The 26,541-nt window shown below is 61.1% G+C and carries 26 protein-coding genes; 17 read left to right on the top strand and 9 right to left on the bottom strand.

Features of this window, described 5'->3' with window-relative positions; all coding sequences use genetic code 11:
* Positions 1-24: 24 nt before the first annotated feature.
* From C4J91_RS09390 to C4J91_RS09375, 4 genes are read right to left on the bottom strand one after another with little or no spacing between them, the layout of a single operon-like run.
* A complete protein-coding gene (locus C4J91_RS09390) occupies positions 25-1,272 on the bottom strand; it encodes an MFS transporter (protein ID WP_124362059.1) in 1,248 nt (415 codons plus the stop codon).
* The gene (locus C4J91_RS09385) at positions 1,269-1,994 is read right to left on the bottom strand and encodes a 2OG-Fe dioxygenase family protein (protein WP_124362058.1); all 726 of its coding nucleotides are present in this window, start codon (positions 1,992-1,994) and stop codon (positions 1,269-1,271) included. Before C4J91_RS09385 ends, C4J91_RS09390 begins: the two co-directional genes overlap by 4 nt.
* A gap of 4 nt (positions 1,995-1,998) precedes the next feature.
* A complete protein-coding gene (locus C4J91_RS09380; protein WP_124362057.1) occupies positions 1,999-3,366 on the bottom strand; it encodes an acetyl-CoA carboxylase biotin carboxylase subunit family protein in 1,368 nt (455 codons plus the stop codon).
* A gap of 30 nt (positions 3,367-3,396) precedes the next feature.
* A complete protein-coding gene (locus C4J91_RS09375; RefSeq protein WP_124362056.1) occupies positions 3,397-4,551 on the bottom strand; it encodes a KamA family radical SAM protein in 1,155 nt (384 codons plus the stop codon).
* A 659-nt stretch (positions 4,552-5,210) separates the two neighbouring features.
* Here C4J91_RS09375 and C4J91_RS09370 point away from each other — a divergent pair.
* Genes C4J91_RS09370 through C4J91_RS09335 form a run of 8 tightly spaced genes read left to right on the top strand, consistent with a single transcriptional unit; the run spans position 5,211 to position 11,373 of the window.
* Positions 5,211-6,410: a PepSY domain-containing protein gene (locus C4J91_RS09370; RefSeq protein ID WP_124362055.1), complete on the top strand. Its 1,200-nt coding sequence runs from the start codon at positions 5,211-5,213 to the stop codon at positions 6,408-6,410.
* Entirely contained in the window at positions 6,410-6,946 is a 537-nt protein-coding gene (locus tag C4J91_RS09365; RefSeq protein ID WP_124362054.1) for a thiamine pyrophosphate-binding protein, read from the top strand. The genes C4J91_RS09370 and C4J91_RS09365 overlap by 1 nt, the downstream gene beginning before the upstream one ends.
* Before the next feature lie 14 nt (positions 6,947-6,960).
* Entirely contained in the window at positions 6,961-7,272 is a 312-nt protein-coding gene (locus C4J91_RS09360; protein WP_256658985.1) for a hypothetical protein, read from the top strand.
* Positions 7,269-7,829 carry a DUF6162 family protein gene (locus tag C4J91_RS09355; RefSeq protein WP_124362052.1) on the top strand — a complete coding sequence of 187 codons (561 nt, stop codon included), beginning with the start codon at positions 7,269-7,271 and terminating at the stop codon, positions 7,827-7,829. Before C4J91_RS09360 ends, C4J91_RS09355 begins: the two co-directional genes overlap by 4 nt.
* A gap of 19 nt (positions 7,830-7,848) precedes the next feature.
* A complete protein-coding gene (locus C4J91_RS09350; protein ID WP_124362051.1) occupies positions 7,849-8,769 on the top strand; it encodes a metal ABC transporter substrate-binding protein in 921 nt (306 codons plus the stop codon).
* A complete protein-coding gene (locus C4J91_RS09345) occupies positions 8,766-9,509 on the top strand; it encodes a metal ABC transporter ATP-binding protein (RefSeq protein WP_124362050.1) in 744 nt (247 codons plus the stop codon). Before C4J91_RS09350 ends, C4J91_RS09345 begins: the two co-directional genes overlap by 4 nt.
* A complete protein-coding gene (locus C4J91_RS09340; RefSeq protein ID WP_124362049.1) occupies positions 9,506-10,405 on the top strand; it encodes a metal ABC transporter permease in 900 nt (299 codons plus the stop codon). The genes C4J91_RS09345 and C4J91_RS09340 overlap by 4 nt, the downstream gene beginning before the upstream one ends.
* Positions 10,405-11,373: a metal ABC transporter solute-binding protein, Zn/Mn family gene (locus C4J91_RS09335; protein ID WP_124362048.1), complete on the top strand. Its 969-nt coding sequence runs from the start codon at positions 10,405-10,407 to the stop codon at positions 11,371-11,373. Before C4J91_RS09340 ends, C4J91_RS09335 begins: the two co-directional genes overlap by 1 nt.
* A 2-nt stretch (positions 11,374-11,375) precedes the next feature.
* Here C4J91_RS09335 and C4J91_RS09330 read toward each other — a convergent pair whose 3' ends face one another.
* Positions 11,376-12,089 (bottom strand): UTRA domain-containing protein, encoded by a 714-nt coding sequence (locus C4J91_RS09330; protein WP_124362047.1) that lies wholly within the window; start codon positions 12,087-12,089, stop codon positions 11,376-11,378.
* Between the two features lie 347 nt (positions 12,090-12,436).
* On the opposite strand from C4J91_RS09330, the gene C4J91_RS09325 reads away from it, so the two are divergent.
* From C4J91_RS09325 to C4J91_RS09290, 8 genes are all read left to right on the top strand, one after another.
* On the top strand, positions 12,437-13,513 hold the full coding sequence (locus C4J91_RS09325; protein ID WP_124362046.1) for an ABC transporter substrate-binding protein: 1,077 nt from the start codon (positions 12,437-12,439) through the stop codon (positions 13,511-13,513).
* Positions 13,514-13,702: 189 nt separating this feature from the next.
* The gene (locus C4J91_RS09320; protein ID WP_124362045.1) at positions 13,703-14,509 is read left to right on the top strand and encodes an alkaline phosphatase family protein; all 807 of its coding nucleotides are present in this window, start codon (positions 13,703-13,705) and stop codon (positions 14,507-14,509) included.
* Between the two features lie 5 nt (positions 14,510-14,514).
* Positions 14,515-15,351 carry an ABC transporter permease subunit gene (locus C4J91_RS09315; RefSeq protein WP_164484520.1) on the top strand — a complete coding sequence of 279 codons (837 nt, stop codon included), beginning with the start codon at positions 14,515-14,517 and terminating at the stop codon, positions 15,349-15,351.
* The gene (locus tag C4J91_RS09310) at positions 15,338-16,138 is read left to right on the top strand and encodes an ABC transporter permease (protein WP_124362043.1); all 801 of its coding nucleotides are present in this window, start codon (positions 15,338-15,340) and stop codon (positions 16,136-16,138) included. The genes C4J91_RS09315 and C4J91_RS09310 overlap by 14 nt, the downstream gene beginning before the upstream one ends.
* A complete protein-coding gene (locus C4J91_RS09305; protein ID WP_124362042.1) occupies positions 16,135-17,124 on the top strand; it encodes an ABC transporter ATP-binding protein in 990 nt (329 codons plus the stop codon). Before C4J91_RS09310 ends, C4J91_RS09305 begins: the two co-directional genes overlap by 4 nt.
* Before the next feature lie 30 nt (positions 17,125-17,154).
* Positions 17,155-17,808, top strand: coding sequence for an HAD family phosphatase (locus C4J91_RS09300; RefSeq protein WP_124362041.1), 654 nt, complete (start codon positions 17,155-17,157; stop codon positions 17,806-17,808).
* 366 nt (positions 17,809-18,174) lie between these two features.
* On the top strand, positions 18,175-20,256 hold the full coding sequence (locus C4J91_RS09295; protein WP_256681668.1) for a carboxy terminal-processing peptidase: 2,082 nt from the start codon (positions 18,175-18,177) through the stop codon (positions 20,254-20,256).
* Positions 20,257-20,374: 118 nt separating this feature from the next.
* Complete coding sequence (locus C4J91_RS09290; protein WP_124362039.1) at positions 20,375-22,138, top strand: bifunctional diguanylate cyclase/phosphodiesterase; 1,764 nt, start codon at positions 20,375-20,377, stop codon at positions 22,136-22,138.
* On the opposite strand, the gene C4J91_RS09285 is transcribed toward C4J91_RS09290, so the two are convergent.
* The 4 genes from C4J91_RS09285 to C4J91_RS09270 all read right to left on the bottom strand — a co-directional run bounded on the left by C4J91_RS09285 (position 22,135) and on the right by C4J91_RS09270 (position 24,480).
* Positions 22,135-22,506: a hypothetical protein gene (locus C4J91_RS09285; protein WP_005786715.1), complete on the bottom strand. Its 372-nt coding sequence runs from the start codon at positions 22,504-22,506 to the stop codon at positions 22,135-22,137. The two genes, C4J91_RS09290 and C4J91_RS09285, sit on opposite strands and share 4 nt — an antisense overlap.
* Entirely contained in the window at positions 22,503-22,841 is a 339-nt protein-coding gene (locus C4J91_RS09280) for a helix-turn-helix transcriptional regulator (protein ID WP_124362038.1), read from the bottom strand. The genes C4J91_RS09285 and C4J91_RS09280 overlap by 4 nt, the downstream gene beginning before the upstream one ends.
* A 96-nt stretch (positions 22,842-22,937) precedes the next feature.
* A complete protein-coding gene (locus C4J91_RS09275) occupies positions 22,938-23,393 on the bottom strand; it encodes a YkvA family protein (protein ID WP_124362037.1) in 456 nt (151 codons plus the stop codon).
* A 346-nt stretch (positions 23,394-23,739) separates the two neighbouring features.
* A complete protein-coding gene (locus C4J91_RS09270) occupies positions 23,740-24,480 on the bottom strand; it encodes an FKBP-type peptidyl-prolyl cis-trans isomerase (RefSeq protein ID WP_124362036.1) in 741 nt (246 codons plus the stop codon).
* 246 nt (positions 24,481-24,726) lie between these two features.
* Here C4J91_RS09270 and C4J91_RS09265 point away from each other — a divergent pair, with 246 nt between their 5' ends.
* Positions 24,727-26,535, top strand: coding sequence for a di-heme-cytochrome C peroxidase (locus tag C4J91_RS09265; protein WP_124362035.1), 1,809 nt, complete (start codon positions 24,727-24,729; stop codon positions 26,533-26,535).
* The last annotated feature ends 6 nt before the right edge of the window (positions 26,536-26,541 follow it).

Below are 26,541 nucleotides of genomic sequence, written 5' to 3'. Positions count from 1 at the left end.
CTCACCCCCTCCCACCGGTCGCTATCAACGCGCGGGCGGTGTGCGCGACACGTCCGGCCGGCTTCGGTAAGCCGTGCACCCCAGCCACAGGGTCATTACCGCCAGCGCCGTCAGCGGTAGCCCATGGAACAGCACAATCACCTGGGCCGGCGTCCACGTCAGGTAGAACGGCCCGACCACCAGCATCCCCACGCCGAAGCCCGCCATTTGAATCAGGGTCAATAAACTGAACAGCGGCAGGCGCAGGCTATCCGGTTCACTTTGCGCACGCGAGACCAACGCCACTTCAGACAGCCCGTCTCCCAACCCCGCCCACACCACCAACAGCAGCGCCAGCCACAATTGGGTTTGCTGGAAGGTGAGGATAAAGCCGCTGGACATCAGCGCCACGCCGAACATGAACAGGCGTTCCATGCTCGGCGTGCCACGGCCTTTCAACAGCGCACTGGCAATACGTGCCCCGATAAACTTGCCGCAGGCCCAGACCGCCAGCAGATACCCCATCACCGTTTTGGCCGTGTCCGGGGAAATGTACTGGGACAGCACCGGCCAGCCGACGTTATGCGCCGCACTGCCAAGGGTGTCGAGCATGCTGATCAACAACATGGCGGCCAATACCGGCGCGGCGCGCAGCCCCTTGGTCAACTCGCGCCATTCGGCCGAGAGCCCGCGATGGGCGGCGATGGCGACGCAGTACAACCCGCGCAATGGCAGCACCAGGCAAGCGGCAATCACATAGGTGCCGATATTCACCGCGAACACCGCCTCGAATCCCCCGGTGGCAATCAGCAACCCCGACAGCAAACTGCCGAACACCGCGCCGGTGGCGGCCGCCGAGGTGATCCAGGCGTTGGTGTTCACCCGCTGCTCAGGGGCAACCCAGGTGGGCAACTGACTGTTGAGGCCAATGGCAAACAGCGAATTGCACAGGCCGATACCAAAGGCAATGAACGGCAACAGGCTGAGTTGATGGGTGGGAATCAGCAGCAACAGCGGCGTCAGCAACAACGCTCGCGCCAGGTCCAGCCCCGCCAACGTGCCGCGCCCGGCAAAGCGCCGGAAAAACGGGATGCCAAACAGGCTGGCGACAATGCCACCGGTGACGCGGCACGCCAGGAAGATGCTGACGAACACCACGCTCTGGCTGAGCCAGTAGACATAGGTGGACAGGGCCACCAGGTTGAGAAAGGCGCCAAAGTCCGAAACGCCGCGAGCAAAAATGATCAACCGCGCGTTGCGGGTCGACAGGTACAGCTGTTGATCGAGGCTCATGCGGGCGGCGCCTCTTGATCGGCGGGCACGCTGCGCAGGCTGACCAACAGCATATCGCGCCAGGCGGGTGTCGAATCGACCTTGGGCCGTACATCCCCGGCGCGATGGTAGAGCCTGCGGTCGTTGACCACGAGGGTTTCCAGGAAGTGCTCCATGGGCACATTCAACACCCGACTGTGCTCTGCTTCACCGGTGAACACTTCCGACACCACCGGCACCGTGTTGTGCTCGCCGATAAAATGCATGAACACCCAATCCAGGCCATCCTGATGAATCCCCGACGTGGTGGGGCTGCTCGCTTGGGCATCCGCACGCACGCGGAACTGGTGGATGTCGATGGTGTAGCTCTGTTCGCCCAGGTGCGGTGCGATCACCGCCAAGTCTGTGGTCAGCAGCTTGCGCATCAGTGGATGCTCGATAAAGCCTTCCTCGCTATAGCTCAAGTGGTTCACCCCCTGACGATAGTTGACGGCGTAGGTGACCGGCGACTTGAACGCGGTGCTCCTGTCGATCTGCAACTGCCGTGAAGGTGATAAACGATAGCGCAGAATCCGCCGTTCACGATGGGTGTACGCCTTGAACGCCTCGTCGCGCACCAGGTTGGCCCAGTAGGCCCGGAAACTTTGCTCTTCTGCGGGCTCGACATTGATCAGTTCGCCAAAGTCACGGCGATGGCAGTAATGCTGCTCGCGCAACTGCGCGCTAATTCGTGGGATGTCCATATCGCTAGCCTGCCACTGGGGGGTCGATGATAACGCGCAGATGCTGACTGACCGCGTCATGCAGCGCGTGGGCGTCGGCAGCGTCGTCGACCTTGGCCCAGCACTTGAGCAGATAGTGCTCCTCGATGTCCGCATCGATCATATGGCCCGGCTCCTGCTGGGCGTACTCCAGCACCGCAGCGTTACGCTCCAGGTACTCCATGCCTTCGATGCCCTCGAACCGGCCGCTGTGCTGCGGGTAAATCGCCAGCATCGCGTAATGCTGCCCGGTCTCGGCAACCTTGCGTGCACCCGCCTCCAACTGCGCAGTGACATCCTGCTCGCCCGTCAACAACAAGAGATACAGTTGGTAGGGATCGATACCGGCCAGGTCACGCAACGCGGCGTTCACATAGAGCCCGCCCACACGTGGGTTGATCTCGATCACCACCGGCCCTTGCTCCGTCATGCGGAACTCGAAATGCACCACGGCGTTGGTCAGGCCGACCGCCTGCAGGCACGCCACGGCGTACTCGCGGATCTGCGCGCACTGGCTGTCGGTGAAGGACGTCGGTGGGGTAATCAGCAGGTTTTCCAGGACCGTGCCACTGCGCTCGGTCAACAGCAGCTTTTCGTTGATCAGCAGCGGGTGCACACGCTCGCCGGCCACGACACATTCCACACTGCCTTCGATACCGGGGATGTACCCCTCCAATAACAGACTGCGCCCGGGAATGTAGTCGTGCCGTTGGCCGTCGTCTTCCGGCAGGGTGTGCACACAGCCGTAGAAATCCGCATACGCGGCGCCAGCGTGATCCCTGACGAACAGCACGTAGTGGCTGCGCAGCTCGGCCCAATTGGCGCACTTCTTGATAAACGCCGAAGCCCCGCCAAACGGCGGTTTGGCGATCAGCGGGTAACCCACCCGCTCGGCATTCTGCTGGAGTTGTCGTTCGTCATTGCACAGCGCAAACGGCACGGAACGAATGGCGTGCTGTTTCAGTACCCTGCGCATCAGGAACTTGTTGTTGCACGCGGCAATCGCCTCGGGACTGCTGTGCACCAGGCCCAGGCGCAGGGACGCCCGTGCCACGATGCAGCCGACTTCGCCTTGCGCAGACGGATGACCGGCCTGGCAGAAAATTGCGCGAATCTGATACTGCTCATCGAGCTGGCCAACCAGGTCGAGGATGGCCTCCTCGTTGAGTGCGTCGAGCAGGAACACCGCATCACTGTCATCCCTGAGCCGTTGCAGATGCCTGCGCCCAGTCACCCCCGCCGTCAGGCACACCAGGCCCTGGGCGCGGGCAACCGCAAAATGCGGCTCTCGGTAGTTATAACGGACAGCAATACTGTCATCGACATCAATAAAAAGAATGGCGTCTTGTTTCATCACTTATACCGCCTCAGTCCATACGTTGATTCAGGCATCCTGCCAACTGCACCACTGCCCTTCCCAGTTAAGGAAGCGGTAATGGCGCTGCCCGTCGCGAACTTCGAAGTGCGGTAAATTCTCAGGCTTTTCAAAGTCCAACAGCGGCACCGTGAACTTGCCTTGTGCGTGCGGTAGAACATATTCAGGCAGGGCGATATTAGACACTCGCCGTTTGAGGCGATCCATGATCGCGATGGCCTGGCTGATCGAGGCCTTATATTCTGACGCACCGGGTGAAAACGGCATGAAGTGATATAAGTAATACGGTTTTACGCCCAGACGATAAAGATCGATAAACAGTTTATGCAGGGTCGCTTCATCGTCGTTGACGCCCCGTAACAATGGCATATTGGAAAAGACAATCGGCACCACGCCCTGAATACGTTTGACCGCCACCGCAAAGTCAGCGCTGAGTTCGAGCGGATGGCAGACGTGCACGCCGAACGCGTTGACCTTGTACTTTTCCAGCATCGCGATCAACTCATCGGTCACGCGAAACGGGTTGAAGCTCAGGGCCCGCGAGTGAATACGGATCAGCAAGTCATCACTGATCCCGCGCAGGGCGGCCAGGTATTCTTCGAGCTTGCGGTCGGCCAGCATCAACGGGTCGCCGCCGCTGAGAATCACTTCTTCAATAGCCGGGTTGGCGCGGATGTACTCGACCGATTCCATGAAGGAATCCCGGCTGGCGTTGGCCTTTTCAGTGCCCACCTGCAGCGTGCGCAGCGCTTCGAAGCAAAACTGGCAATAGGCGTTGCAGGTATTGGTGGTGCGCAGGATGACGCGATTGTCGTATTTGTGCTGGCAGATGGGCGTCTTCATTTCATGGCCCAACTCCCAGTTCTCGGAAGTGCCGTCGTAATCGCCCTCGACCTGTTCACTCCAGTACGGCACCACTTGCCGCCACAGCGGGTGGTCCATGACCGTGCCGGTAGTGAGGGAGCGCTTGATCAGATCGATGTAGTAAGGCGTGATCTGCATTTTGCGCCCGAGCAGGTTATGTTCGATGTGCGCAGTCGTTTCCTCGTCCCAACCACCGCAGGCGGCGCGCAGCGTCGGTTCATCACGCAGGGCGTTCTTCTGCTGCCAGCGCCAGTCCTGCCACTGTACCGAGCGGTGAATTTCTTGATCAAAAATCGACATGAGTGGGTACTCTCTGTTCAGGCATATGAATGCGTGCCCTTCCCTCTCGGGAACAGCGATATTCGCAACAATGACAATCGACTTAAGTGACAGGCGACGATCAGCTGGCCGATGCAATCAGCCCCGCTGGAAAGTGACAGGAATTTATTATCTGAGGGTTCGGATAGACGATGAATACGGTCATATAGCAACTTCCTTTTTTTTAAAATTATCTGACTTCCAAGCCGATACCTACTTAAGCCGAAGCTTCCGATACCGTCAATACAATATCCTTTGTTTTTTTCTGGTTTTAAACCGCACCTTTGCCTACCCCCGCAGGCATGGGTATCCAGCCGCTCACATGGGTTAATTTAAAAAGTAAATAGCACAGCAAATAACCCGCCAAATTATTTTTATACTTATGTAACTACGTACTTCAACGCTAGCCACTCAGCCTCGACGTGCGCTTCGCTTGCACCCCATCCCTCAGTGCAATCAGGCACGATCATTGCCCCTGCGCAGGCCACCCCCGGTGAGCCTGAAACATTTTCTTTCATTTCCCCCTTGGGGATTTCTCATTCTCATCCGTCTTAACTTAGATACAGCCCGTCGCGTCAGCAAAAGCTACGACTGGCCTTTTCCGGGCTTCCATCGCCCCTCCGATCAAGACCCTCATTCACATGTCGAAGAAGTCACGCTCAAAACTCTGGTTTCTCGTACACAGCTGGCTGGCGCTGCCCATCTGGTTCTTTGTACTGATCGTCTGCGTCACCGGCACCCTGGCGGTGGTCAGCCAGGAAATCGTCTGGCTGGCCAACCCGGATATCCGGGCGACCAAGCCGTCGGATGATGCCCAGCCGCTGAGCTTCGACCAGGTAATCGCCGCCATCAAGCACGACGAGCCCCAAGTCATCGTGCGCTCGATCATCCGCCCCGACGAATCACACTTCGCGTTGACCGTCGGTCTCAGCTACCCGGACGGGCGTTCGGTCGAGGCCTATGCCAACCCCTACACGGGCGCCATCCAGGGCATCAGCCCATCGTTCGACTTCAAGCAATTTACCCGTGCCCTGCACGGCTGGTGGCTGGTGCCGTTCACCAATGGCTACAGCTGGGGTTGGTACCTGGTGTCGCTGCTCGGCCTGCCCTTGCTGGCCTCATTGGTCACCGGGCTTGTGGTGTACAAGCGTTTCTGGAAAGGCTTTTTGCGCCCCACCCTGCGCATCCGCCACGGCGCGCGCATCTTCTGGGGTGACTTTCACCGCCTGAGCGGTATCTGGTCGATCTGGTTCATCGCCGTCATTTCCATTACCGGCACCTGGTTCCTGATCGAGGCGACCCTGGCCGACAATCAGATTTCCATCTCCAGCGAGCCCATCGTGCCGGTGATTGCCCGGGAGAAGGTACCGCTGTCCGCCCCCGGCGTACCGGCCCCGATGATTGCCCTGGACGAAGCGATCAAGATCGCCACCCAGCGCATTCCCAGGCTGGAGGCCACGTTTGCCTTCCTGCCCCTCAATGCCTACAGCCACCTGCAGATCGGCGGGCGCGGCTGGTACCCGCTGATGTTCCAGACCGCGCAACTGAACCCCTACAGCGGTGAAATCGCGGTCTCGCACCTGTTGTCCGACCGCACCACGCTGGAGTTCGTCACCGAGTCCATGCGCCCGCTGCACACCGGTGACTTCGGTGGCCTGTGGATCAAGCTGATCTGGGCCTTCTTCGGCCTGGTGCTGAGCATGATGGTGCTGAGCGGCTTGCTGATCTGGACTAAGCGCACCGCCCTGGCCACCCTCCACGCCCTCAAACGCGAGGCCAAGACCCAGCGCCCGCCTGTGCCCATCCCTGCCCTGCAGGCTGAAACCTCGGAGACGCAATGATGAGCAAGGTCGCGGCCAAACCCTCTTCACCCCTGCGCGCATGCTGGCTGAAGTGGCGTTTTCATATAAACATCCTGCTGCTGCTGGTGCCGCTGGGGTTTATGCCCAAGTATTTCGCCGATGCCGCGCTGTTTCGCGGCGATGCCGGCATCGGCGAGCGGGTCGCCGGGGACGTTCAAGTCGGCCCCTGGAGCCTGACCCTCGCGGAATTTCGCAACGAAGGCCCGCGCCCGGACCCGGCCGGCCCGATGAAAACCTTTAACGCCGCCCTGTGCGCCACCTGCGCCGAGCAGGTCAAGGCGACTTACCTGCGCATCGGCAAACCGCGCAGCCTGCGGGCCGCCGGGGTGATCTTCTTTGGCACGCCCTACCGCATGGGCGCCGTCCTGCCGGTGCCGGAACGCACGCCGGTCGACGCTGAACTGTGGGTCACCATGGAAGGCTGGGACGGCAGCATGCACCAGGGTTCCATTCCACTGAGCCAGGCCTCGCCCGCCACTGTTGCCTGGCTGAACAAGCAAGGAGTCAAACCATGATGTTCAAGCGCCTGATGCGCGCCGCTGGCGTGCTAGTGCTGAGCGCCGGCTTCACTGACGTGGCCTTCGCCCACAACCCGATGTGCGAATGCAAGGAAATCCCCGGCGAGCAGATCCAGTGCAAAGGGGGGTTCTCCGATGGCAGCGGCGCTCCGGGCGTGACCCTGGATGTGATCGGCTACGACGAGACCATCCTGGTGCCGGGCAAGCTCGGTGAGGATTCGACCCTGACCTTCAAGAAACCCGCGGCCGAATTCTATGTGCTGTTCGATGCCGGCCCCGGACACGTGGTGGAAATCGACCAAGCGGATATCCAGGCGCCATGAGTACCGTACAAGTAGTGCGCCCGGCCGGCGCGGGTCATGAAACCCTTTACGTGCTGTTGCTGTGCCTGATCATCCTGGCGGTGTCGGGAACGGTGGTGGCCTTGCACGGTGAGACCCAGCAGCTCGCAACGGTGCCAAGCCACCAACTGGATGCCCGACGCGACCTGAGCGCCGCCGAACAGGGCATCTACGCCGACCTGCGGGTGACCCTGGATGAAATCCATTTGCTGCAGCAGGAGCAAAACGCCCTGCCGACACCGGCCCAGTTGGCCCAGGAAGGCTTTGCGCCGTTTGCCCAGGACGCCAGTTCCGTCAGCCGTGGCGATCATCGCTGGCAGCTGCTCGCCCCCTCGGCCTACCTGGGCTTGAGCCAGGCACCGGGCACCAGCGGTTCGCTGTTGATGCGCGTGCAGGGCACCGAGCCGGATATCTGGCTCAACCGTGGCAACGACCTGGCTGCCCCCTCCGACCTCACTGACCAGGCGCTGATCGCTGCCGGCTGGCGGCAAGTGGTCGCGCAATTCGATGCTGGCGTGACCCGCCAGCACCGCCACTGAACGAGAAGACCGATTGCCCATGTCCATTTCATCTCCCCTGTTGCGCCTGTTGCTGGTTGGCCTGTTCAGCCTGATGCTCGCGCCCCTGGCGAACGCCGAGGCGGGTAAACGCCTGCGCATCGGCATCACCTTGCATCCTTACTACAGCTACGTGGCCAACATCGTCGGCGACAAGGCCGAGGTGGTGCCACTGATTCCGGCCGGGTTCAACCCCCATGCCTACGAGCCGCGCGCCGAAGACATCAAGCGCATCGGCACCCTGGACGTGATCGTGCTCAATGGCGTGGGGCATGATGACTTCGCCGACCGCATGATCGCCACCAGCGAGCGCCCGGACATCCCGGTGATCGAAGCCAACGCCAACGTGCCTTTGCTGGCCGCCACCGGCAATGCCGCGCGCGGTGCGGGCAAGGTGGTCAACCCGCACACGTTCCTGTCGATCAGTGCGTCGATTGCCCAGGTCAACAACATCGCCCGCGAGCTGGGCAAGCTCGACCCGGACAACGCCAAGACCTACACCCAGAACGCCCGCGCCTACGGCAAACGCCTGCGCCAGATGCGCGCCGATGCCCTGGCCAAGCTGACCAGTGCGCCCAACCCGGACCTGCGCGTGGCCACGGTACACGCGGCCTACGACTACCTGCTGCGCGAGTTCGGCCTGGAAGTCACCGCCGTGGTCGAACCGGCCCACGGTATCGAGCCCAGCCCCAGCCAGTTGAAAAAAACCATTGATGAACTGCGCGCCCTGGACGTGAAAGTGATTTTCTCGGAAATGGATTTCCCGTCTTCCTATGTCGACACAATCCAACGGGAATCCGGGGTCAAGCTGTATCCGCTGTCGCATATTTCCTACGGTGAATACAGCGCGCAAAAGTATGAGGTGGAAATGACCGGCAACCTCGACACCGTGGTTCGCGCGATCCAGGAGTCGGGAACATGACGGCGGCGCAACCGCTGAACCTGGCCTGTGGCCCGACCCTCGACTTTGACCAGGTGTCGCTGACCTTGGGCCGCACCGTTATTCTCGATGAGGTGAGCTTTCAGGTACGGCCCGGCAGCATTCACGCGTTGGTCGGCCCGAATGGCGGCGGCAAAAGCTCGCTGATCAAGACCCTGCTCGGGCAAACGCCGCACCAGGGCCGCTTGAGCCTGGAGTGGCCGGGCAGCCCCGGCACCATTGGCTATGTGCCCCAGGCCCTGGAGTTCGACCGGGGTTTGCCGATGACCGTGGATGATTTTATGGCCGCCATGTGCCAGCGGCGGCCGGCGTTTCTCGGCCTGTCCCGGCACTACGCCGGCGCGATTGGCGAGGCGCTGGAACGGGTCGGCATGCAGGACAAGCGCAAGCGGCGCATGGGCGCCTTGTCCGGCGGTGAACGCCAACGGGTATTGCTGGCTCAGGGGCTGATTCCGGCGCCGCAATTGCTGGTGCTGGATGAACCGATGTCGGCCCTCGATGAGGCCGGTATCCAGGTGTTCGAGCGACTGTTGAATGACTGGCGACTGGCCGGGATTACCGTGCTGTGGATCGAGCACGACCTCGAGGCAGTCGGGCGCCTGGCCGACCGCGTGACCGGCTTGAACCGCCGCGTACTGTTCGACGCCACGCCGAAACAGGCCCTCACCCCCGATCGCCTGCTGACCCTGTTCTCCACCCACCCTCGGAGCCTGGCGCAATGAGTTATGAAGCGTTTCGCCTGATGGTCCAGGGCTGGGCCTCTGCCGGTTATCTGCCCGAGGCACTGGCCTACGGCTTTGTGGTCAACGCCCTGCTCGCCGGTCTGCTGATCGGCCCGGTGCTGGGCGGCCTGGGCACACTGGTGGTGGTCAAGCGCTTTGCGTTTTTCTCCGAAGCGGTCGGGCATGCCGCGCTGACCGGCGTGGCCGTGGGCATCCTGCTCGGGGAACCCTACACCGGGCCCTACGGCAGCCTGTTCGGCTACTGCCTGCTGTTCGGCATCCTGCTCAACTACCTGCGCAACCGTACCGGCCTGGCGCCGGATACGCTGATCGGCGTGTTCCTGTCGGTGTCCCTGGCGCTGGGCGCAAGCCTGCTGCTGATTCTGGCCGGCAAGATCAATGTGCACATTCTGGAAAACGTGCTGTTCGGTTCGGTGCTGACGGTCAATGGCAACGACCTGCTGGTGCTGGCGGTCGTCGGTTCGCTGGTGATGGCCCTGGCGTTGCCGCTGTACAACCGCATCATGCTCGCCAGCTTCAACCCGCAATTGGCGGCGGTGCGCGGGGTGGCGGTGAAGACCCTGGACTATCTGTTCGTAATCCTGGTGACGCTGATCACCGTCGCGGCGGTCAAGGTGATCGGCGCCATCCTGGTCGGTGCCCTGCTGGTGATCCCGGCGGCGGCGGCGCGGCTGCTGAGCCAGTCGCTCAAAGGGTTCTTCTGGGTGTCGGTGGCGATTGCGACCGTCAGCACCCTGTGCGGCATCCTGCTGCCGATCATCTTCGACCTGCCGGTGCCTTCCGGCGCCGCAATCATCCTGGTCGCCGGTATCGCCTTCGCCCTCGCCGCGATCGCGCGCGGTACAGTGCCCAGCCTCAAAGGGAATCTTGGATAATGCGCCCTGACTTTCGCCCACTGGCCCTGGCCATGGCTTGCCTGATCAGCACCCCGTCGCTCGCCGTCGTGGATGGCTTCCAAACCAGGGACTTCGTCGCCAACCATGGCCTTGGCCATGCCGCGCTGACCAAGCCCAACACAGCAAAACCGGTCAAGGTGCTGGCCTCGTTGCCGATCACCTACGGCCTCGCGCAAGTGCTGCTTAAAGGCACCGATGTGCAGCTCGAACGCGCCGCCCCCGCCAATCTGCCCGGTTCGCGGCAGGTTTCGTACTTCACCGGGCGCGGTGCGCCAGCGCTGAGCCAACTCGCCCAGGATGCCGATGCCGCCATCGGCCTGCGCTCGCTGTGGGCGGACGACCCGCTCTACCCCGTGGCGCGGCGCAGCAATATCCGCATTGTCGAAGTGGACGCCGCGCGCCCGGTGGATGGCGGCTTACCGGGCATCGCCGTGCAGCCGGGCGTCAGCGATGGCTTGAACAGCCAGCCGTGGCAGTCGGGCAACAACATGGGGCGCATGGCCGATGTATTGGCGGCCGACCTGAGCCGCCTGGCGCCGGGCGCCAAACCGCAGATTGACGCGAACCTGGCCGCGCTCAAGCAGCGCCTGCTCAAGCTCGCCGCCGACAGCGAGGCGCGCCTGGCCCAGGCCGATAACCTGAGCGTGGTCAGCTTGAGCGATCACTTTGCCTATCTGGTCAGCAGCCTGAACCTGGAACTGGTCAGTACCGATGCACGACCGGATGCGGACTGGACGCCTGAAGCGCTGCAACAGTTCAGTGCGCAGTTGAAAACCAATGATGTGGCGACGGTGCTGCACCACCGCCAGCCGAGTGAGGCGGTGAAAGCGGCTGTCACGGCTGGCGGCGCCACCCTGCTGGTGTTGAATGTGGACGGTGTCGACCCGGTGACGGAGCTGCAAACCAATGTGGATCAGGTGATCAAGGCACTCACACCCTCGCCATAGCCTCAAACCACGTCCACACCTACATGTATCGCATCATGCCGCCAGAACTCCAGGTCGCAGTCGATCAAGCGCTGGTGCTGATCATAGTTGACCCGGGCGATCCGCAAGCCCGGGCTGCCAACCGATACGCGCAACGCCGCAGCAGCCTCCACCGGCAGTGAGGTCGGTACGATCTCGAAACGCACCCGGCCATAGTGCAAGTCGTACTTGCGCGCATACAGTTCGGTCATCGACTGATTCAAGTCGCACGCCAGGATCCCAGGAAAATACTGCGGGTTCAGGTAGTGCTCGACGTACAGCACCAGCCGCCCATCGATCCGCCGTCCCCGGCAGATCTGGATCACGCTGGACAGCGCCGGCAACTGTAACCAGGCGCACACCGCCGCCGATGCCGGTTGCAGGCGCGCAGAAATCACCTGGGTCGATGCCACCCGGCCCTGGTCGTTGACCATCGCGTGAAAGTGGCTGCGCTGCATCAGGTTGTAGGCCAACCGAGGCGGCGAGACGAACCAGCCTCGGCGCTCCTCGCGATAGATCTGCCCTTGGGCTTCAAGCTGTAACAAGGCTTCCCGCACGGTAATGCGAGTGGTACCAAACAACTCGCTGAGCTTGCGCTCGGCGGGCAGTTTGCTGGCGGGCGGCAACAGGCCGTGGTCGATCTGCTCCTGCAGCGCCAGCCCGATGGAGGTTACCGCTTTGATTGCCTCGTCACGCATCAACGTTACCTATCTGGACTAGACCAGCACCATTCAAGTGCACATAAAGCTGCATAAACGTCCCACCTCAATGTTGCGCCAGCCTAGGCATTGCAGATGACCGACAGATGACAGCCGCATCACCCGCGTGCACCACACCCTGCAATACATCGGCCAAGTCCAGGCGTTACGGGCACTTGGGCATGGTCTACGCTAAATCTGCGCCGAACGACATCAGCGCCTCAAAAACGACATCGACATGAAACTGTCATCCATCGCGTCTAGATTGGCTCAGGTATTGCTCTGACCTAGACCAACCACACCGCCTGCATAAAACGCCGCGTTGAAAACGCCCAAAGGAGCTTCGGATGAAACAGCTTTTCCTGGCATCACTGTTAGGCTCGACCATTGCCATGTGCACCGCAGCCATGGCCGCTGATACCGATCTAAAAACCCTGGAAGCCGCCGCCAAGTCCGAGGGCGCCGTGAACAGCGTCGGCATGCCCGATGACTGGGCCAACTGGAAAGGCACCTGGGAAGACCTGGCCAAGACCTATGGCCTCAAGCACATCGACACCGACATGAGTTCGGCCCAGGAAATCGCCAAGTTCAAAGCCGAAAAAGACAATGCCAGCGCCGATATCGGCGACGTGGGCGCGGCCTTCGGCCCCATCGCTGTGAAGCAGGAAGTGACCCAGCCTTACAAACCGTCCACCTGGGCCCAGGTGCCGGATTGGGCGAAAGACAAGGACGGCCACTGGGCGCTGGCCTACACCGGCACCATCGCGTTTATCGTCAACAAGAAGCTGCTGCACGGCTCCGACGTTCCAACCAGCTGGGCCGACCTGCAAACCGGCAAGTACAAGGTCTCGGTGGGTGACGTAAGCACCGCGGCCCAGGCTTCCAACGCTGTGCTGGCAGCCGCCATCGCCAATAAAGGCGACGAGAAAAACATCGCGCCGGGCCTGCAATTTTTCACCAAGATCGCCCAGCAAGGTCGCCTCTCGCTGTCCAACCCGACCATCGCCACCATGGAAAAAGGCGAAGTCGAAGTGGGTATCGTCTGGGACTTCAACGGCCTGAGCTATAAAGCCAAGATGGCCAACCCGGATGACTACGTGGTGCTGATCCCGTCGGATGGCTCGGTGAAATCCGGCTACACCACCATCATCAACAAGTACGCCAAACACCCGAACGCCGCCAAGCTGACGCGCGAATACATTTTCAGCGATGCCGGCCAGATCAACCTGGCCAAAGGCAATGCACGCCCGATCCGCGCCGAAACCGACTTGAAACTGCCGGCTGACATCGCCAAGAACCTGATCCCGGGTGAGCAGTACACCAAGGCCAACCCGCAGCCGATCAAGGATGCCGATGCCTGGGAAGCCACGTCCAAAAAGCTGCCGCAGCTGTGGAACGAGCAGGTCATCGTAGAAATGAAGTAAGCCTGTCGCCCACATTGGAAATCCACTGGAGATCCAATGTGGGAGGGGGCTTGCTCCCGATAGCGGTGTGTCATTCAACAGATTCATTGGCTGATCCACCGCTATCGGGAGCAAGCCCCCTCCCACACTTTTGACCTCGTTCCTCCAGGGAAATTGAGTCAAGTCTATTGCTGCGGAGCGCTCTCCCCCATGAAGCACCCTGTCATCCTTGTCGTGCTCGACGGCCTGAACTTCGCGGTTGCCCGGCACGCCATGGGGCATTTGCAGGCTTACGTTGGCGCAGGACGCGCAGCCCTCTACACACTGGAATGTGAACTGCCTGCCCTGTCCCGCCCGCTGTATGAATGCATACTGACCGGCGTTGCGCCGATCCAGAGCGGCATCGTCCACAACAACGTCTCGCGCCTGTCCAACCAGCGCAGCATTTTTCATTACGCCCGCGATGCCGGCTTGACCACCGCGGCGGCGGCATACCACTGGGTGAGCGAACTGTATAACCGCAGCCCCTTTCTCGCCGCCCGTGATCGTCATACCGACGATCAAGCGCTGGCGATCCAGCATGGGCATTTTTACTGGAATGACCACTACCCGGACTCCCATCTGCTGGCCGACGCCGAAAGCCTGCGCCTTGCGCACGCGCCGGACTTTCTGCTGGTGCACCCGATGAACATTGACGACGCCGGCCACAAGCACGGCCTCGACAGCGCGCAGTACCGCAACAGCGCACGCTCGGCCGACATCATTCTCGCCGACTACCTGCAGGGCTGGCTCGACGCCGGTTACCAAGTGCTGGTCACCGCCGACCACGGCATGAACAACGACCGCTCCCACAACGGCCTGCTGCCGGAAGAGCGCGAAGTGCCGCTGTTTGTGCTTGGCGACGCCTTCAGCCTGGATGCCAACGCCGCGCCGAAACAGACCGAGCTGTGCGGTACCGTCTGCGAGCTGCTCGGCGTGCCCCACGACAAGCCTGTCTGCCGGGAGTTGCTCAAGTGAATGCCATGAATCGCGGCAAATGGTTGGCCCTGCTGTGCCTGGTGCCGTTCGCGCTGTTCTTTATCGTGTTCGAAATCGCGCCGTTGGCCTGGGTGCTGATCAACAGCCTGCAAACCGAAGACAGCGGTTGGAGCCTGGAAAACTTCACGCGTATCTTCAGCTCGAAGTTTTACCTGCAAGCGATCCAGTTCAGCCTCGAGATCAGTTTCTACTCCAGCGTCTTCGGCATCATCATCGCCACCCTGGGCAGTTACTCCCTGCGCCGGGTCGATTCGCCACTGCGCAACTTCGTCACCGCCTTCGCCAATATGACCAGCAACTTTGCCGGCGTGCCCCTGGCCTTCGCGTTCATCATCCTGCTGGGGTTCAACGGCAGCATCACCATCATGCTCAAGCAGGCGGGGATCATTCAGGACTTCAACCTGTACTCGAAAACCGGCTTGATCATTCTTTACACGTATTTCCAGATTCCCCTCGGCGTGCTGCTGCTGTACCCGGCCTTCGATGCATTGCGCGAAGACTGGCGTGAGTCGGCCGCCCTGCTCGGCGCCAATGGCTGGCACTTCTGGCGGCATATCGGCTTGCCGGTCCTGACGCCCGCGCTGCTCGGCACCTTCGTGATTCTGCTGGCCAACGCCCTGGGTGCCTACGCCACCGTGTACGCCCTCACCACCGGCAACTTCAACGTGCTGCCGATCCGCATTGCGGGGCTGGTTTCCGGCGACGTGTCGCTGGACCCGAACCTGGCCAGTGCCCTGGCCGTGGTGCTGGTGGCGCTGATGACCGTGGTTACGGTGGTCCATCAACTGCTACTCAAGAGGAGCTACCATGTCTCGCGCTGAAGGCGGCCCGGCGTCGCTCTACCACCGGGTGGTGGTGTACATACTGTTCCTGATCCTGGTACTGCCGCTGGTGGGCACCTTTGTCTATTCCATCTCCAGCAGTTGGTCGGCCACCATCCTGCCCGCCGGTTTCAGCCTGAAATGGTACACGCAGCTATGGAGCGACCCGCGCTTCCTGATGGCCTTCGCGCAATCGTTGCTGGTGTGTGTGGGCGCGCTGGTTCTCTCGGTGGTGTTGATCCTGCCGCTGCTGTTCGTGGTGCATTACCACTTCCCCAAGCTGGATGCGCTGATGAACATCCTGATCCTGCTGCCGTTCGCCGTGCCGCCGGTGGTGTCGTCGGTGGGCCTGTTGCAACTGTACGGTTCCGGGCCCTTGGCGATGGTGGGCACGCCGTGGATTCTGATCGGCTGCTACTTCACCGTGGCATTGCCGTTCATGTACCGCGCGATCACCAATAACCTGCAGGCCATCAACCTGCGCGACTTGATGGACGCGTCGCAACTGCTCGGTGCCAGCACCTGGCAAGCCGCGATCTTCGTGGTCCTGCCCAATCTGCGCAAAGGCCTGATGGTGGCACTGCTGCTGTCGTTCTCGTTCCTGTTCGGTGAGTTCGTGTTCGCCAACATCCTGGTCGGCACCCGCTATGAAACCCTGCAGGTGTACCTGAACAACATGCGCAACAGCAGCGGCCACTTCACCAGCGCCGTCGTCATCTCCTACTTCTTCTTTGTGCTGGTGCTGACCTGGGCCGCCAATATCTTGAACAAGGACAAAAGCCAATGAGCTTCGTCAGCGTCCAACATTTGCAAAAAGGCTACGCCGGCACACAGGTATTCAGCGATATCAACTGCGAAATCGCCAAGGGCGAGTTCGTCACCCTGCTCGGCCCGTCCGGTTGCGGCAAGTCGACCCTGCTGCGCTGCATCGCCGGGCTGACCTCGGTGGACAGTGGGAAAATCCTGCTGGACGGCCAGGACATCGTCCCGCTGAGCCCGCAGAAACGCCACATCGGCATGGTGTTCCAAAGCTATGCGCTGTTCCCCAACATGACCGTGGAGCAGAACGTTGCCTTCGGCCTGCGCATGCAAAAGGTCAACGCCGATGAGAGTCACAAGCGGGTGCAGGATGTATTGCAATTGGTGGAACTCAAGGACCTGGCCGGCCGTTACCCGCACCAGATGTCCGGCGGCCAATGCCAGCGCGTCGCCCTCGCCCGTTCCCTGGTGACCCGCCCGCGCCTGTTGCTGCTGGATGAACCGCTGTCGGCGCTGGATGCCCGGATTCGCAAGCACCTGCGCGAGCAGATCCGCCAGATCCAGCGCGAACTGGGGCTGACCACCATCTTCGTCACCCACGACCAGGAAGAAGCCCTGACCATGTCGGACCGCATCTTCCTGATGAACCAGGGCAAGATCGTGCAGAGCGGCGATGCCGAGACCCTCTACACCGCGCCGGTGGATGTCTTCGCCGCCGGTTTTATCGGCAACTACAACCTATTGGATGCCGACAAGGCCAGCCAACTGCTGCAACGTCCGATCAGCGGGCGCATCGCGATTCGCCCCGAAGCCATCGAACTGAGCCGCAGCGGGGAACTCGATGCGCTGGTGCGCAGCCACAGCCTGTTGGGCAACGTGATTCGCTACCGCATCGAAGCGCGTGGCGTGGAGTTGGTGGTGGATGTGCTCAACCGCAGCGCCGACGATCTGCATCCGGACGGCCAGCGCCTGGCACTTTCCATCGACCCCAGCGCCCTGTGTGAAGTAGCCTGACGGGCGACGATTGACTGAGAGAGCAGACGGATGGCATTGGTAATTTTTGATCTGGACGACACCCTGATCCACGGCGACTGCGCCACGTTATGGAGCGCACAGATGGGCCGCCTGGGCTGGGTCGACCCGGAATCCTTCATGCGCAGGAACGACGAACTGATGGCGGCCTACAGCCGGGGCGAGTTGCGCATGGAAGACTTCATGGATTTCAGCCTGGAGCCGATGATCGGCCGCACCCCGGAAGAAATCGAACACTTGGTGGAGCCCTGGGTCGAGGACGTGATCGAGCCGCTGATCTACAGCGACGCGACCAAGACCATCGCCCGGCACCGCGCCAATGGCGACCGGATCCTGGTGATTTCCGCCTCGGGTACACACCTGGTCAGGCCGATCGCGGCGCGCATCGGTATCGACGAAGTTCTGGGCATCGAGCTGGATGTCAGCCATGGCGTGTACAGCGGCCGTACGGTAGGCGTGCTGACGTACCGCGAAGGCAAGATCACACGGCTGCTGGCGTGGTTGGAGCAGGAAGGTGAAAACCTGGAAGGCGCGTATTTCTATTCGGATTCGCGCAATGACCTGCCGTTATTGCTCAAGGTGGACCATCCGCAGGTGGTCAACCCGGACCCGGTACTGCACGAACACGCAGAAAAGGCCGGCTGGCCGATCCACCACTGGGTCTGAACCCACCAAGATACCCCTGTGGGAGGGGGCTTGCCCCCGATCGCGGTCTATCAGATGAAACATTCTTCACTGACACACCGCCATCGGGTGCAAGCCCCCTCCCACTCTGGAATTCAGCGCGATAAGAGTTCGCTGCCACCTCACGGATGCGAACTGCGACTACATTGCATGTAGGAGCGAGCTATTCCACCGCTCGACATGACCCTCAACGCCTTGCAATGCTTTCACAGTGCCTCCATAGTGAGTCCGGACTGAGCCCGTAGCAGTAGCGCCGGGCTTTTTGCATTATGCGACCGGACCATATGGAACCGGCTCCCTCAAAGACGGCCTAATATGCGTTATCAATTGCCCCCGCGTCGAATCAGCATGAAGCATCTGTTCCCCAGCACCGCCCTCGCTTTTTTCATTGGTCTCGGCTTCGCGTCGATGTCGACCAATACGTTCGCAGCCAACAGCTGGGACAATCTTCAGCCTGATCGCGATGAGGTGATTGCCAGCCTTAACGTCGTCGAGTTGCTCAAGCGCCATCACTACAGCAAGCCGCCGCTGGACGACGCGCGCTCGGTGATCATCTACGACAGCTACCTCAAGCTGCTGGATCCCTCGCGCAGCTACTTCCTGGCCAGTGATATCACTGAGTTCGACAAGTGGAAGACCCAGTTCGACGATTTCCTCAAGAGCGGCGACCTGCAGCCTGGTTTCACCATCTACAAGCGTTATCTGGACCGCGTCAAAGCGCGCCTGGATTTCGCCTTGGGTGAGTTGAACAAAGGCATCGACAAGCTCGACTTCACCGAGAAAGAAACCCTTCTGGTGGATCGCAAGGACGCGCCGTGGCTGACCAGCACCGCCGCACTCGACGACCTGTGGCGCAAACGCGTCAAGGACGAGGTGCTGCGCCTGAAGATCGCCGGCAAAGAGCCCAAGGCCATCCAGGAACTGTTGACCAAGCGCTACAAGAATCAACTGGCGCGCCTGGACCAGACCCGTGCCGAAGACATCTTCCAGGCTTACATCAACACTTTCGCGATGTCCTACGACCCGCACACCAATTATCTGTCGCCAGATAACGCGGAAAATTTCGATATCAACATGAGTCTGTCCCTGGAAGGCATCGGTGCCGTCCTGCAAAGCGACAATGACCAGGTCAAGATCGTGCGCCTGGTGCCGGCGGGTCCGGCGGACAAGACCAAGCAGGTCGCCCCGGCTGACAAGATTATCGGCGTGGCCCAGGCCGACAAAGAGATGGTCGATGTGGTCGGCTGGCGCCTGGACGAAGTGGTCAAGCTGATCCGCGGGCCCAAGGGCAGCGTGGTGCGCCTGGAAGTGATTCCGCACACCAATGCACCGAACGACCAGACCAGCAAGATCGTGTCGATCACCCGTGAAGCGGTGAAACTCGAAGACCAGGCCGTGCAGAAGAAAGTCCTCAGCCTCAAGCAGGATGGCAAGGACTACAAGCTGGGCGTGATTGAAATCCCGGCCTTCTACCTGGACTTCAAGGCCTTCCGCGCCGGTGACCCGGACTACAAGTCCACCACCCGCGACGTGAAGAAAATCCTGACTGAGCTGCAGAAGGAAAAAGTCGACGGCGTGGTCATCGACCTGCGCAACAACGGCGGCGGTTCCCTGCAGGAAGCCACCGAGCTGACCAGCCTGTTCATCGACAAGGGCCCGACCGTGTTGGTGCGCAACGCTGACGGCCGTGTCGACGTGCTGGAAGACGAGAACCCGGGCGCCTTCTACAAAGGGCCGATGGCATTGCTGGTCAACCGTCTCTCGGCCTCGGCTTCGGAGATTTTCGCCGGCGCCATGCAGGACTACCACCGCGCGTTGATCATCGGTGGCCAGACCTTCGGCAAAGGCACCGTGCAGACCATCCAGCCGCTGAACCATGGCGAGCTCAAACTGACGCTGGCCAAGTTTTACCGGGTTTCCGGGCAGAGCACCCAGCATCAGGGTGTACTGCCGGACATCGACTTCCCGTCGATCATCGACACCAAGGAAATCGGCGAGAGCGCCCTGCCCGAAGCCATGCCGTGGGACACCATCCGTCCTGCGATCAAGCCGGCGTCGGACCCGTTCAAACCGTTCCTGACCCAGCTCAAAGCTGACCACGATACGCGCTCCGCCAAGGACGCCGAGTTCGTCTTCATCCGCGACAAGCTGGCCCTGGCCAAGAAGTTGATGGAAGAGAAAACCGTCAGCCTCAACGAGGCGGATCGTCGCAAGCAGCACGCCGACATTGAAAATCAACAGCTTGTCCTGGAAAACGTGCGCCGCAAGGCCAAGGGCGAAGAGCCGCTCAAAGAGCTGAAGAAAGAAGATGAAGATGCACTGCCCACCGAGGCAGATAAAACCAAGCCGGAAGACGACGCCTATCTGGCCGAGACCGGTCGCATCCTGCTGGACTACCTGAAAATCACCAAGCAGGTGGCCAAGCAGTAAATGATGGCAATTTAATGTGATCGCTCCTCGGAGTGTCATCATATAGACATCATTCTGTCGTGAAATAAAGGACCGCAGGCTTCACGCCTGCGGTCCTTTTTTTTCGCTCGAGATCGCCATGACCATGACCGAACAGCTGGATGCACTGGGCTCTATCCTGGCTCAAGGCAGTTTGCACAGCCTGTTCCAACCCATCATCTGCTTGTCTGAACGGCGCGTTCTCGGCTACGAGGCCCTCAGTCGCGGCCCGTCCAACAGCCCGCTGCACTCCCCCGTCGCGCTGTTCTCCATTGCCAACCACGCCGGGCGCCTGAGCGAACTGGAAATGGCCTGCCGTGCAAGCGCCTGCCGACGCTTCAGCGAACAAAAGCTGCCGGGCAAGCTGTTTCTCAATATCTCGCCGGAATCCCTGATGGAGACAGCGCACCAACCCGGACGCACGCTGCAGCTGCTGCGCGACTTCGGGATCGCCCCCAGCCAGGTGGTGATCGAACTCACCGAGCAGACCCCCACCGATGATTTCCAGCTGTTGCAGACCGCGTTGCATCATTATCGCGACATGGGGTTTGCCATCGCCCTGGATGACCTGGGCGCCGGTTACTCCAGCCTGCGGTTGTGGTCGGAGCTGCGCCCGGATTATGTGAAGATCGATCGGCACTTTATCGACGGCATTCACCAGGACGCCCTCAAGCGCGAATTCGTCGGTTCGATCATGCAGATCGCCAAGGCGTCCCGCGCCCAAGTGATCGCCGAAGGGATCGAATTGCCGGAAGAGTTGGCGGTGTTGACGGACATGGGCGTCGATCTGGTCCAGGGCTACCTGCTTTGCCGGCCCCAGGAACAGCCGCCGCACGAGGCACGCTTGATGCTGCCCAAGCCGGATAACGCCAATATCGCCCTCAGTGAAGAAGGCAGTGACCTGAGCGCCCTGCTCAATGAACAGCCGGCGGTGGACCAAAACACCGCAACCGCCCAGGTGCTCGAATCCTTCCGCCGCCAGGCCAATCTCAACTCACTGGCGGTGCTCGATAGCCGCGGCCACCCGGTCGGCATTGTGCATCGACACTCGCTGTCGGACGCGCTGCTCAAACCGTTCGCTACCGACCTGTTCGCCCGCAAGCCGATCAGCCGCCTGATGAGCGACGACTTCCTGGCAGTGGAGTTGAGCCAGTCCCTGCAGCAGGTCAGCCGCTTGCTGACCAGCCGCGCGCGGCAACGCATTGAAGAAGATTTCATCATTACCTTGAACGGCGACTACCTGGGCCTGGGCCGGGTCATCGATGTGCTCAAGCTGATCACCGAGCTGAAAATCCAGCAGGCGCGTTATGCCAACCCGCTCACCCTGCTACCGGGCAACGTGCCGATCCAGCAATGCCTGACGCGTCTGTTGCAGCAGCAGCGTGAATCGGTGATCTGCTACGTGGACATCGACAGCTTCAAGCCATTCAACGATATCTACGGTTATGGTCGCGGGGATGAGGTGCTGTTGTGCCTGGCGCAGTGCCTGAACGACCGGGTCGACCCCAGCCGCGACTTTGTCGGGCATATCGGTGGCGATGACTTTTTACTGGTGCTGGGCCCACAGGATTGGCGCAAACGGCTCAATCAACTGCTGGATGACTTTCACACCCAATGCCGGCGCTTCTACCGCGCCGAGCACCTCGACGCCGGCTGCTTCGTCGCACTCAACCGCCAGGGCGTACGCCAAGAGTTCGCATTGCTTTCACTGTCGATTGGGGTGGTGCATTTGTATCCACAGGCCTGTGCGCAACTTGATGCCAGCCAGTTGGCGGAGCTGGCGTCGCAGGCCAAGCACCATGCCAAAGCAGTGACGGGCTACAGCATCCATGTGATCGACAGCCTGGACCTGCTGCCCGCTTAGGCCTCGGCGGATTCCGGGTACTCGTACTCGAACACCCGCACCACCTCCGAAGCGTGCCAGGAGGCGGCGGCCACGCCGTCGGAGGGCCCGCTGAAACGTCCCAGGCGCTCCACACACTCAAAGAACCCCGTACGCGGCAAGCGGCTGGCGCCCTGGCTGATCACCAGCGAGCTGCGCAGCGGCTGCTCGGCCTTGGCGTCCAGCGCCGCCAGGTGCTCCAGGGCGGCGGCCAGGGTCTGCATCGCCGGCGTTGGGAACTGCAGGCGCTCAAGCAGCGCACGGTAGGTCAGCAGATGGCGCTGGCGGCGTGCCTGGTCCAGTTCGTTGAGTAACCCATCCCAATGTTGACGGCTGATACGTAGGCTCACGATTCTTCCCTCCAACCTGCAACGCCCAATTCCCAGGCCAGGCTGCGGCGAATGGCGGCATCCGGCTGGCGTTCACCCGTTTCAATCAAACCTAGATACGAGGGGCTGATACCCACCGTGCGCGCCAGGGTTTCGATGGCCAGGCCCTTGGCTTCACGCAGGCCGCGCAGGGCTGCGAGCGGATGCAGGTCCTGGTCGGTGACAGTGGGTGCGGCAAGGGAGGAAGCGAATGTGGGGGGTTGCTGACCGGCCGCTTTTAGCAGCGCCTGGTACTGGTCCCATGGCAACACCGCATATTCGGGTTCGCCATTGCGTGAAATGATCTGGATATCCATGACTGCCCCGTAGGATAAAAACACTTACTAAGTAAGTTCTTTCCTTAGAAGTGTAATCCTAACAGCCACAGAGGTCGCAGAGGATAGTCAATAGCATTAGTTTTTTTGCGGATTTTCCCGGGCGAGCAGCTCGGGCGTGGCGGGCAGGCGCTCGACCACGGCCAGCTTTTCCGGGCGCTGCGCATCACGCCAGGCACGAAACGCGCTCAGCTCGCCGCTCAGGGTCTTCATGACCCACGCCAGCACGGCGATGTCGTCGAGCATGCCGAACATGGGGATAAAGTCCGGGATCGCGTCAATCGGACTGAGGAAGTACATCAGCCCCGCCACCACCGAGATCAACGCCTTGGGGCTGATCGCCCGATACTCACCGCGCCAGTAGGCCAGGCACAGGGCCTGGAGCAACTTGAGATCATCCTTGAGCTGGCCCAGGCGATTGCCCTGGCTTGAGCCCTTGGCAGCGACCGCGAACAGCAGCGTCGGCAAACGGCCACGCCCGAGCAGACGTGCGGCCATGGGCAGGAAGCGGGTGAAATTGAAGGGTGGTTTCATGGGTCACTCCAGTTCCATACGACAGAAAGGTTATCCACACAAATTGTGGATAACCTTGTGAACAGAGCCTTTTTTCATGGCTGAAAGCCACGAACTACAAGGCTTGCAGTCAGATCGGGCGTTTTTTGCGCACATCAAAAAAACCCAAGATTTCATTGACTTGGCAGGCGTGTACGGCTACCCGTGCTCGAGTTTTATATCAGACTGCTTCAGGTTGCGGACGTTCGTTTGGATTTGCCCGGGCGTTATGCGGCAGCTGGCGAGCCTCATAGGGGGTTTACAGCGCCTCAAACCCTATAAACGACAACGCCCCGTCGAAACGGGGCGTTGTCTGTTCAAGCGCCGATTACTTCTTGGCGGCAGGTGCAGCAGGTGCGGCAGCGGCGTCAGCCTTGGCTGGGTCCTTGATGGCCAGCAGCTCCAGATCGAATACCAGCACGGAGTTGGCTGGAATCGTCGGGCTCGGGCTCTGGGCGCCGTAAGCCAGGTCGGACGGGATGTACAGCTCGACCTTCTCGCCCACGTGCATCAGTTGCAGGCCTTCGACCCAACCTGGGATCACACCGCTGACCGGCAGGTCAATCGGGCTGCCACGGTCCACGGAGCTGTCAAAGGTGGTGCCGTTGGTGAGCTTGCCGGTGTAGTGAACAGTCACCACGTCGGTCGGCTTGGGCTGGGCGCCGTCGGCTTTCTTGACGATCTTGTACTGCAGACCGGAAGCGGTGGTGACGACGCCGTCTTTCTTGGCGTTGTCTTCAAGGAATTTCTTGCCGGCGGCCGCCGACTCTTCGCTCATTTTGGTCATGCGCTCTTCAGCGCGCTTTTGCAGCGCGGCAAAGGCTTCAACCAGTTCGTCGTCCTTGAGCTTCTGCTCTTTCTTGCCGACCGCATCTTCAATGCCTTGGGCTACCGCTTTGGAGTCCAGGTCATCCATGCCTTCCTGGGCAAGGCTTTTGCCCATGTTCAGGCCGATGCCGTAGGAAGCTTTTTGCGCCGGGGTTTTCAGCTCTACGCTGGTCTGCGAATCACAACCCGCAAGTACCAGGCTAACCAGGGCCACCGCCGCCGCCAACCGATGCTGTTTCATGCTATTTCCTTGTTCATGCGCCAAAAGGGCATTCGAATAAAGTCGCGAGCTTATCAGGCGGCCACGACCAATGGCTACCGGCATGTGAGCAGGAAACGTCTGATAAGTTCACGTGTTTAAAAGCAATTTCATCCATGATGAAGGCCCGCGACGGATCGTGGGACGGCCACTACCAGGCTCATGGCCACTTGCCGCACCCTTGGCGTAGTGGCATAACAACGTGATAACTCGACAAGGATAGTTAACTTGCGCATTTTTTCCCGTGTTTTCCTCTTGATCCTCATAGCCCTGGGCCTGCTTCTGGCCGTGGTGCTCTACTACATCGTCAACCCCAAGCTGCCGGATTACGTGCCCGTCGAGCAGGTGCACTATCAGGATCAATGGAGCGCCGCCGACCGCCAGACCTATTACTTCACCCCCCAGGGCACCCAGGTCAAAGGCCTGCACTACGACTGGTTCAGCGCCCTGGAGCTGCCGTTTTCCGAGCGCCGTTTTGCCACGCCTGAGTACCTGGCCCGTTTCGGTTTCCTGGTCGACCCCAGGCAAGTGCCCACCCCGCAAAACCCCGGCAACCTGCCCGTGGGGTTCGCCCGGCATACAAATGCCGGCAGCAACGTTGAATACCTGGATATCACCTGCGCCGCCTGCCACACCGGCGAGTTGCACTTCAAGGGCCAGGCCCTGCGCATCGACGGCGGCTCAGCCCAGCATGTGCTGCCGTCGAGCGTGCCGACCTTGCGCGGCGGCAGTTTCGGCCAGGCCCTGGTCGCCAGCCTTGCGGCAACTTATTACAACCCATGGAAGTTCGAGCGCTTCGCCCGCCAGGTTCTGGGCGACCGCTACGAAGCCGAGCACAGCCAACTGCGCCGGGACTTCAAACAGTCGCTGGAAAAATTCATTAAGGTCGCCTGGAACGATACCCACCGGGGCCTCTACCCCACCGAAGAAGGACCGGGGCGCACCGACGCCTTCGGCCGCATCGCCAATGCCAGCTTCGGCGATGCCATTTCTCCGCAGAACTACCGCATCGCCAACGCCCCGGTGGACTACCCGCAGCTGTGGGATATCTGGACCTTCGACTGGGTGCAATGGAACGGTTCGGCCCAGCAACCCATGGCACGCAATATCGGTGAAGCCCTCGGCGTGGGCGCGACCCTGGACTTCTTCGACGCTGCCGGCCAGCCTCTGCAGGGCGATGCGCGCTACCCATCCAGCGTACGCGTGCGCGATCTGAACCTGATCGAAGAAACCTTGCAGCGCCTCAAGCCGCCCACCTGGCCGCAAGAGCTGTTCGGCGCCATCGACAAGCCCCTTGCCGCCCAGGGCCGTGCATTGTTCGCCGAGAACTGCGCCGGCTGTCACGTGCCTACCGTGACTGAAGAAGGCGGCCGGCCGGTGCAGCAACTCAAGATGCTGCCGGTGGACTACATCGGCACCGACCCCGGCACGGCCAACAACATCGCCGACCAGCGTTACGACCTCAGCGCCTTGCAATGGGACCTGGCGGAGCTGGCCGGGCTCAACGTTCAACTGCATCCCACGCCGACCGAGCCACTGGACCTTAAAAAGATGTCCGTAGCCAAGGGCCTGGCCTACGTCACGGCCTTTGTCGAGGACCACGCCTACCGCGCCGCCGGTGTGACCCCTGCCGAGCGCCCGCGCCTGGACGGTTACGGCCTGCCCATCGGTGTGCGCGAGTTGCGTGCCTACAAAGCGCGGCCACTGGCTGGCGTCTGGGCAACGCCGCCGTTCCTGCATAACGGTTCGGTACCGACGATCTACCAGTTGCTCTCGCCCCAGGACGAGCGCAGCACCACCTTCTACAAAGGCACCTTCAACTATGATCCGCGCCATCTCGGCTTTGAGACCGACGCGTTCAAGAATGCCTTTGTGTTCGATACCAAAATCACCGGCAACCACAACAGCGGCCACGAATTCCGTGCCGGCCAGCGTGGCAATGGCGTGATCGGCCGGGGCTTGCTCCCCGAAGAACGCTGGGCACTGCTGGAATACCTCAAAGTGTTGGGCGGCCCCCTGGAGCAACAGTTGCCATGATGATCC

Source organism: Pseudomonas sp. R3-52-08 (assembly GCF_003851745.1).
Taxonomy (GTDB): Bacteria; Pseudomonadota; Gammaproteobacteria; order Pseudomonadales; family Pseudomonadaceae; genus Aquipseudomonas.
This window is presented reverse-complemented; position numbering and strand designations above follow the sequence as displayed.

Excerpts from the sequence above, each read along its gene's own strand:
- C4J91_RS09390 (WP_124362059.1), bottom strand. The coding sequence starts at position 1,272 with ATGAGCCTCGATCAACAGCTGTACCTGTCGACCCGCAACGCGCGGTTG.
- C4J91_RS09385 (WP_124362058.1), bottom strand. The coding sequence starts at position 1,994 with ATGGACATCCCACGAATTAGCGCGCAGTTGCGCGAGCAGCATTACTGC.
- C4J91_RS09380 (WP_124362057.1), bottom strand. The coding sequence starts at position 3,366 with ATGAAACAAGACGCCATTCTTTTTATTGATGTCGATGACAGTATTGCT.
- C4J91_RS09375 (WP_124362056.1), bottom strand. The coding sequence starts at position 4,551 with ATGTCGATTTTTGATCAAGAAATTCACCGCTCGGTACAGTGGCAGGAC.
- C4J91_RS09370 (WP_124362055.1), top strand. The coding sequence starts at position 5,211 with ATGTCGAAGAAGTCACGCTCAAAACTCTGGTTTCTCGTACACAGCTGG.
- C4J91_RS09365 (WP_124362054.1), top strand. The coding sequence starts at position 6,410 with ATGAGCAAGGTCGCGGCCAAACCCTCTTCACCCCTGCGCGCATGCTGG.
- C4J91_RS09360 (WP_256658985.1), top strand. The coding sequence starts at position 6,961 with ATGCGCGCCGCTGGCGTGCTAGTGCTGAGCGCCGGCTTCACTGACGTG.
- C4J91_RS09355 (WP_124362052.1), top strand. The coding sequence starts at position 7,269 with ATGAGTACCGTACAAGTAGTGCGCCCGGCCGGCGCGGGTCATGAAACC.
- C4J91_RS09350 (WP_124362051.1), top strand. The coding sequence starts at position 7,849 with ATGTCCATTTCATCTCCCCTGTTGCGCCTGTTGCTGGTTGGCCTGTTC.
- C4J91_RS09345 (WP_124362050.1), top strand. The coding sequence starts at position 8,766 with ATGACGGCGGCGCAACCGCTGAACCTGGCCTGTGGCCCGACCCTCGAC.
- C4J91_RS09340 (WP_124362049.1), top strand. The coding sequence starts at position 9,506 with ATGAGTTATGAAGCGTTTCGCCTGATGGTCCAGGGCTGGGCCTCTGCC.
- C4J91_RS09335 (WP_124362048.1), top strand. The coding sequence starts at position 10,405 with ATGCGCCCTGACTTTCGCCCACTGGCCCTGGCCATGGCTTGCCTGATC.
- C4J91_RS09330 (WP_124362047.1), bottom strand. The coding sequence starts at position 12,089 with ATGCGTGACGAGGCAATCAAAGCGGTAACCTCCATCGGGCTGGCGCTG.
- C4J91_RS09325 (WP_124362046.1), top strand. The coding sequence starts at position 12,437 with ATGAAACAGCTTTTCCTGGCATCACTGTTAGGCTCGACCATTGCCATG.
- C4J91_RS09320 (WP_124362045.1), top strand. The coding sequence starts at position 13,703 with ATGAAGCACCCTGTCATCCTTGTCGTGCTCGACGGCCTGAACTTCGCG.
- C4J91_RS09315 (WP_164484520.1), top strand. The coding sequence starts at position 14,515 with ATGAATCGCGGCAAATGGTTGGCCCTGCTGTGCCTGGTGCCGTTCGCG.
- C4J91_RS09310 (WP_124362043.1), top strand. The coding sequence starts at position 15,338 with ATGTCTCGCGCTGAAGGCGGCCCGGCGTCGCTCTACCACCGGGTGGTG.
- C4J91_RS09305 (WP_124362042.1), top strand. The coding sequence starts at position 16,135 with ATGAGCTTCGTCAGCGTCCAACATTTGCAAAAAGGCTACGCCGGCACA.
- C4J91_RS09300 (WP_124362041.1), top strand. The coding sequence starts at position 17,155 with ATGGCATTGGTAATTTTTGATCTGGACGACACCCTGATCCACGGCGAC.
- C4J91_RS09295 (WP_256681668.1), top strand. The coding sequence starts at position 18,175 with ATGAAGCATCTGTTCCCCAGCACCGCCCTCGCTTTTTTCATTGGTCTC.
- C4J91_RS09290 (WP_124362039.1), top strand. The coding sequence starts at position 20,375 with ATGACCATGACCGAACAGCTGGATGCACTGGGCTCTATCCTGGCTCAA.
- C4J91_RS09280 (WP_124362038.1), bottom strand. The coding sequence starts at position 22,841 with ATGGATATCCAGATCATTTCACGCAATGGCGAACCCGAATATGCGGTG.
- C4J91_RS09275 (WP_124362037.1), bottom strand. The coding sequence starts at position 23,393 with ATGAAACCACCCTTCAATTTCACCCGCTTCCTGCCCATGGCCGCACGT.
- C4J91_RS09270 (WP_124362036.1), bottom strand. The coding sequence starts at position 24,480 with ATGAAACAGCATCGGTTGGCGGCGGCGGTGGCCCTGGTTAGCCTGGTA.